The 8350-nt window shown below is 71.3% G+C and carries 5 protein-coding genes; 2 read left to right on the plus strand and 3 right to left on the minus strand.

Annotated features, from left to right (window positions below; translation table 11 throughout):
* Positions 1-35: 35 nt before the first annotated feature.
* A complete protein-coding gene (locus tag FNH04_RS36280; RefSeq protein WP_322724839.1) occupies positions 36-1400 on the plus strand; it encodes a nucleobase:cation symporter-2 family protein in 1365 nt (454 codons plus the stop codon).
* On the opposite strand, the gene FNH04_RS36285 is transcribed toward FNH04_RS36280, so the two are convergent.
* The 3 genes from FNH04_RS36285 to FNH04_RS36295 all read right to left on the minus strand — a co-directional run bounded on the left by FNH04_RS36285 (position 1380) and on the right by FNH04_RS36295 (position 6718).
* Positions 1380-3770, minus strand: coding sequence for an ATP-binding SpoIIE family protein phosphatase (locus FNH04_RS36285; protein WP_152790092.1), 2391 nt, complete (start codon positions 3768-3770; stop codon positions 1380-1382). The genes FNH04_RS36280 and FNH04_RS36285 overlap by 21 nt on opposite strands.
* 68 nt (positions 3771-3838) lie before the next feature.
* The gene (locus tag FNH04_RS36290) at positions 3839-5164 is read right to left on the minus strand and encodes an SGNH/GDSL hydrolase family protein (RefSeq protein WP_152790095.1); all 1326 of its coding nucleotides are present in this window, start codon (positions 5162-5164) and stop codon (positions 3839-3841) included.
* 177 nt (positions 5165-5341) lie between these two features.
* Complete coding sequence (locus FNH04_RS36295) at positions 5342-6718, minus strand: extracellular catalytic domain type 1 short-chain-length polyhydroxyalkanoate depolymerase (protein WP_322724837.1); 1377 nt, start codon at positions 6716-6718, stop codon at positions 5342-5344.
* Positions 6719-7319: 601 nt separating this feature from the next.
* Between FNH04_RS36295 and FNH04_RS36300 the strand changes: the two genes are divergently transcribed.
* Positions 7320-8300 (plus strand): pectate lyase family protein, encoded by a 981-nt coding sequence (locus tag FNH04_RS36300; RefSeq protein ID WP_152790093.1) that lies wholly within the window; start codon positions 7320-7322, stop codon positions 8298-8300.
* Positions 8301-8350: the final 50 nt, after the last annotated feature.

Below are 8350 nucleotides of genomic sequence, written 5' to 3' on the forward strand. Positions count from 1 at the left end.
GCCCCGCGTCCAGCCCTGCGTCCACCCCCGCACCTGTGCATCCCGTGGACGAGGTCCCGCCCGTACGCCAGTTGGCCGCGTTCGGTTTACAGCATGTGCTCGCGATGTACGCGGGCGCGGTGGCGGTGCCGCTGATCGTGGGCGGGGCGATGAGACTGCCGCCCGCGGATCTGGCGTATCTGATCACAGCGGACCTGCTGGTGTGCGGGGTCGCGACGCTCATCCAGTGCGTGGGTGTCCGGCGGTTCGGGGCGCGGCTGCCGATCATGCAGGGCTGTACGTTCGCCGCCGGGTCACCGATGGTGCTCATCGGCACGGAGGGCGGCGGGCTGCCCGCGATCTACGGCTCGGTGATCGTGGCGGGCCTCGCGATCATGCTGCTGGCGCCCGTCTTCGGCAGGCTGCTGCGCTTCTTCCCGCCCCTGGTCACGGGCACGGTGATCCTGATCATCGGGGTCTCCCTGCTGCCGGTCGCGGGCAACTGGGCCGCCGGCGGCGTGGGGTCGGAGGACTTCGGAGCGCCGGCGAACCTGGGGCTCGCCGCCTTCGTGCTCCTCGTGGTGCTCGGTGTGCAGCGCTTCGCACCGGTGTTCCTGAGCAGGATCGCGGTGCTGGTCGGTATCGGTGTGGGGCTGGCGGTCGCGGTGCCGTTCGGGTTCACGGACTTCGGCGGCGTCGGGGACGCCGACTGGCTCGGCATCAGCACGCCGTTCCACTTCGGGGCGCCCGTGTTCCAGGTCTCGGCGATCGTGTCGATGCTGGTCGTGGCGGTGGTGACGATGACGGAGACCACCGGTGACCTGCTCGCGGTCGGTGAGATGACCGGCCGGAGGGTCGAGCCGCGCTCACTCGCCGACGGGCTGCGGGCCGACGGCTTCTCGACCGTGCTCGGCGGGGTGTTCAACACCTTCCCGTACACGGCGTACGCCCAGAACGTGGGCCTGGTCGGCATGACCCGCGTCCGCAGCCGTTGGGTCGTCGCCACCGCGGGCGGCATCCTCGTGCTGCTCGGTCTGCTGCCCAAGCTGGGCGCCGTGGTCGCAGCGATCCCCGCGCCGGTGCTGGGCGGGGCGGGCCTGGTGATGTTCGGGACGGTCGCCGCGAGCGGTCTGCGCACCCTGGCGCGGGTCGACTTCCGGGGCAACCACAATCTGACGGTCGTGGCGGTCTCGGTGGCCGTGGGCATGCTGCCGGTCGGAGTGCCGACGGTCTACGACCGGTTCCCGGTGGGGTTCCAGACGGTGATGGACAGCGGGATCAGCGCGGGGTGCCTGACCGCGATCGCGCTGAACCTGCTTTTCAACCACCTGCCGGGGAAGACCGGGACGGTTCCCGGGGAAGCCGTCGCTCCTGGTGAAGGGGGCGTGGGCAGGTCGCCGTCACAGGACGACGGGCAGTGACTGCTCCGCCCAGATCGTCTTGCCGGTGCCGCTCGGTCGTGTGCCCCAGCGGTCGGTGAGCTGGGCGACGAGGAGGAGGCCGCGGCCGCCCTCGTCGTACGTGCGGGCGCGGCGCAGGTGGGGTGAGGTGCTGCTGGCGTCGGAGACCTCGCAGATCAGGGAGCGGTCGCGGATGAGCCGCAGCTGGATGGGGGAGCCGCCGTAGCGGATGGCGTTGGTGACCAGCTCGCTCACCACGAGTTCGGTGACGAAGGCGGCTTCTTCGAGTCCCCAGCGCGTGAGCTGCTCGGTGGCGTACTGCCGGGAGTCCGCGACGACCGCCGGATCGGCGGGCAGGTCCCAGACGGCCACCTGTTCCGCGTCCAGGGCACGGGTGCGCGCGATCAGGAGGGCCACGTCGTCGGCGGGGTTGTCGGGCAGGCAGGACTTCAGGACGGTGTCGCACATCGCCTCGAGGTCCGCGGCCGGGGCCGCCAGCGCGGTGCACAGGGTGGCCGTGCCCGCGTCGACGTCGAAGGTACGGGCCTCCACGAGGCCGTCCGTGTAGAGGGCCAGCACCGACCCCTCCGGCAGCTCCAGTTCGGTCGCCTCGAACGGCAGCCCGCCGACGCCGAGCATCGGGCCCGCGGCCACCTCGACGACCTTCACCGTCCCGTCGGGGCACAGCAGGACCGGCGGCGGATGGCCCGCGGCGGCGATGGTGCAGTGCCGGGACACCGGGTCGTACACGGCGTACAGGCAGGTCGCGCCGATCTCCCCGGCGGTCTCGCTCTCGTCGGTCGCGAGATGTCCGACCAGGTCGTCGAGGTGGGTGAGCAGCTCGTCGGGCGGCAGGTCGACATCGGCCAGTGTCCACACCGCCGTACGGAGCCGCCCCATGGTCACGGAGGCGTGGATGCCGTGGCCGACGACATCGCCGACGACGAGCGCGACCCGGGTCCCGGACAGCGGGATCACGTCGAACCAGTCCCCGCCCACGCCGGCCTGCGACAGCGCGGGCAGATAGCGGGAGGCGAACTCGACGGCCGCCTGCCCTGCCATCGCCTGCGGCAGCAGGCTGCGCTGCAGGGCGAGCGCGGTGGTCCGCTCGCGGGTGTAGCGGCGGGCGTTGTCCACGCACACGGCCGCCCGGCTGGCCAGCTCCTGCGCCAGTGACACGTCGTCCTGGTCGAAGGGGTCGGGGGCCTCTGGGGTCAGCAGGCGTACGAAGACCGCCACGCCCAGGGTTGTACCGCGGGCCATCAGGGGCACGGCCATCATCGAGAAGTGGGGGTCGTCCGACTCGCTCAGCTTGGCGGACCGGGTACCGTGCCGCCCCAGCCAGGCGTCGAGATCCGTGCTGCCGGTCCGGGTGAGCACCACGTCGCCCGAGCCCAGCGCACGGGCCGGCGGTGACGAGGGCGGGTAGACGTCCGCCGCGCCCAGGTCGATCGCCGCCTCCGGCACGCCCGGGGTGAGGGAGTGGTGCGCGACCCGGCGCAGCTCCACCGCGGCGTCCACCGCGCCCACCCCGGGTTCCTCGCCCTCCAGCACCGAGTCCAGCAGGTCGACACTGGCGAAGTCCGCGAGGCGGGGCACGACCAGTTCGGCCAGCTGCTGGGCGGTGTGGACCACGTCCAGTTTGGTGCCGATGGCGCTCGCGGCCTCGTTCAGCATGGCCAGGCGCTGCCGCGCCCAGAACTGCTCGCTGCTGTCGAACGCGGCGAGCGCGGTGCCGATGAGCTCTCCGGACGCGTCCCGCACCGGCCACATCTCGGTGTTCCAGGCGTGCATGCGCCGGCCTGAGGGCGAGCGGGTCCAGCTCTCGTAGTGGACCGGCTGTCCGGTCTCCACCACGATCTGCAGATGGCGCAGGAAACCCAGGCTGTGCTCGGCGTTCTCCACGGTGTCCAGGAAGTACCGGTGCCGGAACACCTCCCACGGCTGCCCCATGACCCGGCATCCCGTGTCGTTCATCCGCAGGTAGTGCTGCCCGGTGTCGAAGACGGACATCGACATGGAGGCCTGCTGGAAGGCGAGTTCCCCCAGGGGCTTCTCCCAGGGGCCGCCGGACGAGGTGGTGATCACGTATGCGGGTCGTTCCCCCTGCACCGCGCAGGAGTGCAGCGCCAGCTCCATCCGCCGTCCGTCGCGGTGCCGTACGGGCACGACCGCGGCGCCCTCGCGCAGCTCCCGCCAGGCCTCGGCTGTCTCCGTGTCGTCTCCGTCCACGAGCTCCGCCGCCGGCCGCCCGGTCACCTCGGCGGCCGGGTAGCCCGTCAGCAGGCGCGCTCCCTCGCTCCAGCCCGTGACAATGCCACGGGCGTCGACCACCGCCAGGGCGTCGCCTGCCGGGCCCGTCCGCTCTTCCTCGCGCGGAGCCGTGACCATATGCCCAAGAATGGTCCCGTACGTCATCCGCATCAACCCGGACCAGGATCCGGCGGGTACGACCCGATTCAGTCGGCGGCGAGACCGGAGGGCCGGGGCGGGTTGCGGAAGAGCCGGGTGGGCACGGCGGCGGCCAGGGTCCGGTAGCCCTCGGGGTTGAGGTGCAGCCAGTCCCCGTCGTGGAGTTCGGCGCGCAGGCGGCGCGGGTCGGCAGGGTCGCGGACCGCGCGGTCGAGGTCGATGACCGTGTCGAAGCCGCCGCTGGTGCGGATCCATTCGTTCACGGCCTGCCGTGAGGCCTCGCGGAGCCCGGCCGGGTCGTCGTACGGGGTGTTGCCGCCGAACGGCAGCAGTGTCGCTCCGTACACGCGGATGCCCTGCGCGTGCGCGCGCACGATGATCTGCTCGTACGCGGCGATGAGGTCGGCGGTGACGGCGCGCTGGGCGGTCTCGGTGGCCGCGGCGGTGCCGATGTCGTTGATCCCCTCGAAGACGATCAGCCAGGCGACGCCGCTGCGCGACAGGATGTCGCGGTCGAGGCGGGCGAGGACATTGGGGCCGAGGCCGTCGTTGAGGACGCGGTTGCCGCCCGCCGCCTGGTTCAGGACGGCGACGTCGGCGGTGGACGGGCGCGCCTGGAGCCGGTCGAAGAACTGGTCGGGCCAGCGGTTGTTGCCGTTGGTCGTGGAGCCGCGCCCGTCGGTCAGCGAGTCGCCCAGTACGGCGACGGCGGCCGTGCCGGCACGGGAGACGACCTCGACGTCGCTGAGCAGGTACCAGTGGTTGGTGGCGGTCGCCCCGGGCAGGTCGGCGGCCCTTGTGTGGTCGCCGTGCCGGAGGTACGACGTGGTGCGGGAGCCGGGGTGGGAAGTGAGCGCGAGGGACTTCTGGCCCTCGGCGAGGTAGGCCGTGACGGTCAGGTTCGTGCCCGGTCGGAGCTCGAGGTCCAGCGGGTCCGAGACCAGCTGGGCGCCGACGGGCACGGTCGCGGACGTCCGCCCGCCGAACGTCACCGGCTGAAGGGTGCCGGGCTCGATCGCGCTGACTCCGGCGCGCCCGTCCTGCGGCAGGGCCACGGTCACGGCGGTGAGGGGCAGCGCGGTGCCGCCGAAGGCGTTGGAGAAGCGCAGTCGGATGCGCTCGCCTCCGGTGGAGACGCGCAGGGTCTGCCGCAGGGTGGTGTCGACCAGGACGGCGTCGCTCCCGGTGAACGGCGGGGGCGGCATGTTGCCGGGCTCGGTGAGCTGGGGCATCGCGGTCCAGGTGTTCACCCAGTGCCGCTGGGACGTGGCCGAGTTCTGGACGGCGATGTCAGGCTCACCGTCGCTGTCGGTGACGCCCACCGCGGACAAGGTGGCGAGGAGGGCCAGCGCCAGGAGGCACACGGAGATCAGATGGACGAGCGGTGAGGTTCTCGGCGACTGCGACGGCGATTGCGACGGCGACGGCTTCGGCACTCCGGTCGACGGCTTCACGAGGGTCGCGCCTTCCTGTGCGGCGGGGGTGGCCTGAGGGCGCACGCCGGTTGGTGCCGGCGTGCGCCCGGGTACGGCAATGGGATTGACGCTCCGTCAGGTTGTGCAGTTGGCGCCGTTGAGGGTGAAGGCGGTGGGAGCCGCGCTGCCGCCGGTGTGGCTCGCCTGGTAGCCGATGCCGACGCTCGCGCCCGGCGCGATCGTGCCGTTGTACGTGGCGTTGGTGGCGGTGACCGCTCCGCTCGCCGGTGTGTAGGTGGCGCCCCAGCCGTTGGTGATGGCCTGGCCGGCCGGGAGCGTGAAGCCGAGCCTCCAGCCGTTGACGGCGGTGGTGCCCGTGTTGGTGATGGTCACCGAGGCGGTCAGGCCGGTGTTCCAGGCGTTGGTGGTGACGGAGACCTTGCAGCCACCGGGCTGGGGCTCGGGGGCGGGGCCGCCGCGGTCCAGGCCGAAGAAGGTGATCACGCGGGCCGCCATGCCCGTGGTGATCAGGTTGTGGCCCACTCCCTGGAGACTGATGGCCTCGACGGGGGCCTGGTCACCGGTGGAGCCGTAGCGGGTGCGGGTCCAGCCCGAGGCGGGCGAGTCGGTACGGGTGGGCGTCTGGCTCAGGCCGTGCACGTCCGTCCACTGCTTGATCATCTCCCCGAAGTTGGGGTAGCGCAGGACGTCGTCCTCGGTGCCGTGCCAGAGCTGCATACGCGGACGGGGGCCGGTGTAGCCGGGGTAGGCGTTCCGGACGAGGTCGCCCCACTCCTTCGGCGTGTGGGTCACGGTGCCGCCCGCGCAGGCGCTGTTCCACTCGGAGCCGTCGGTGGTGGCGAAGCAGGCAAAGGGCACGCCCGCGAACGCGGCGCCCCCGGCGAACACGTCCGGGTAGTCGCCCAGCAGGACGTTGGTCATCATCGCGCCCGAGGAGACACCGGTGGCGAAGATCCGGCCGGTGTCGGCGTCGTAGGTGCGGGTGACGTAGTCGATCATCGACTTGATGCCCACCGGGTCACTGCCGCCGCCGCGCCTGAGCGCCTGGGGCGAGGAGACGTCGAAGCACTTGCTGCTGCGGGTCACCGAGGGATAGATCACGATGAACCCGTAGCGGTCCGCGAGCGACGCGAACTCGGTGTTCTGGTAGAACACCGGGCCCGAGCCGGTGCACCAGTGGACGGCCACCAGGACCGCGGGGTTCTCGGTGACGCTGTCCGGAACGTACAGGTACATCTGGAGGTTGCTGGGGTTGGTGCCGAAGCTCGTCACCTCGGTGAGGGACGCCCGGGGTGCCGCGTCCGCGGCGGGGGCGGCGGCCGGAGCCACGTCCGCGCCCGGAGGAGCGGCGGTGGACGTCCGAGGGGCGGCGGCTGAGGACTGGGGGGCGGCGAGCAGCACCGCCGCGAGTAAGGGGACCAGCCCTCCGATGAGCGCGAGGATCGCCGAGCGGAGCGGCCTCCTCGTGGTGGTGCCGACAGTGGTGGACACGTTCTCGCCCCTTCCTGATCGCGGCTCGTACGGCATGGCCGGGCTGAACACCTGCGGATCGGAACACCTGCGGGGCAGGGCCGCGCAGGGACCGGCCTCCACCTGGTGCGGCGGCCCGCGTCACCGGCACGGCTGACCTCGTACGGCCGTGGAGACCGTGGGAATCGTGGCATGTGCATGCCCTTCATGGAAGCGCTCCCACACTCCGAAAAGATTCGACGGTCATCGACGGCGGAGCCGGGGGCGGACACCGGGGTGGACGTCGGTGGACGTCGAGGCGGACACCGGGGCGGGGAGCGAGGCAGGGTGACCTGGAGAGCGTCCGGCGGTCCGAAAACGTTCTGCGCGAACCGTTGACCAGAAAGCGCTTACCCCCTACGGTCCGTTCAGAAGAGTGACCCGACCGCTCTATCTCGTATGTGAGATACAGCAACCGAAGGCAGCGCCACCTGGGGACCTGCTCCACTGGAGCCCCGTTACGCCTTCCTGTCGGGCACCTCCGCTCGCGCGCGGCGATCAGCATGGCGAACAACAGTCACATATATGACCCCTAGCACGACCCTCTGAACCCAGCAGGTTCTCCTGAAGGGACGCACCCCGCATGCGCACTCTCCCCCCACGTGCACGAACGCAGAGATCCGCTCTTGCCACGGCCGTCGCGGCCGCGCTCGCCGCCGTCGCCGTACTCGCCGCGCCCCAGCCGGCGGGTGCCGCCGAGTCCGCGCCCATCGGGTTCGGCGCCGGGACCACAGGCGGTGGCGGTGCCACCCCGGTCACCGTCTCGACGCTCGCCGCCTTCAAGACGGCCGTCAGCGGCAACGCGGCGAAGGTGGTACGGGTCAACGGCCTGATCTCGCTGAGCGGTCAGGTCGACCTCGGCTCCAACACCACGGTCCTGGGCGTCGGTTCCTCGTCCGGGTTCACCGGCGGCGGCCTGCGGATCAAGGAGGCGACCAACGTCGTCGTCCGCAACCTCACCATCAGCAAGCCGGTCGCGCCCGCCGACGGCATCACCGTCCAGGAGTCCACGAAGGTCTGGATCGACCACAACTCCTTCTCGGCGGACCGCGAACACGACAAGGACTACTACGACGGCCTGCTCGACATCAACCACGGCTCGGACCACGTGACGGTCTCCTGGAACACGTTCAAGGACCACTTCAAGGGGTCACTCGTCGGCCACAGCGACAACAACGCCTCCGAGGACACCGGCCACCTGAAGGTCACGTACCACCACAACCACTTCAGCAACGTCTACTCGCGCATCCCCAGCCTGCGCTTCGGCACCGGCCACTTCTACAACAACTACGTGGACGGCGCCGACACCGCGTGCCACTCACGCATGGGCGCCCAGATGCTCGTCGAGAACAACGTCTTCCGCTCCACGAAGATCGCGGTCACCACGAACCGGAGCAGTGACATCGACGGCTACGCCAATCTGCGCGGCAACGATCTCGGCGGAGCCGCCACCGAGATCTCCCGGGTGGGCAGCTTCACCAGCCCGCCCTACGGCTACACCGCCGAATCCGCCTCGTCCGTCGTCGCCTCCGTGACGGCCGGCGCGGGTGCGGGGAAGCTCTGACCTCCCGCGGGTCTGCCGCCTACCGAAACCTCCCCCCACGGGCCCCCCAC

It is taken from the genome of Streptomyces phyllanthi, from assembly GCF_009377205.1.
Lineage (GTDB): Bacteria > Actinomycetota > Actinomycetes > Streptomycetales > Streptomycetaceae > Streptomyces > Streptomyces phyllanthi.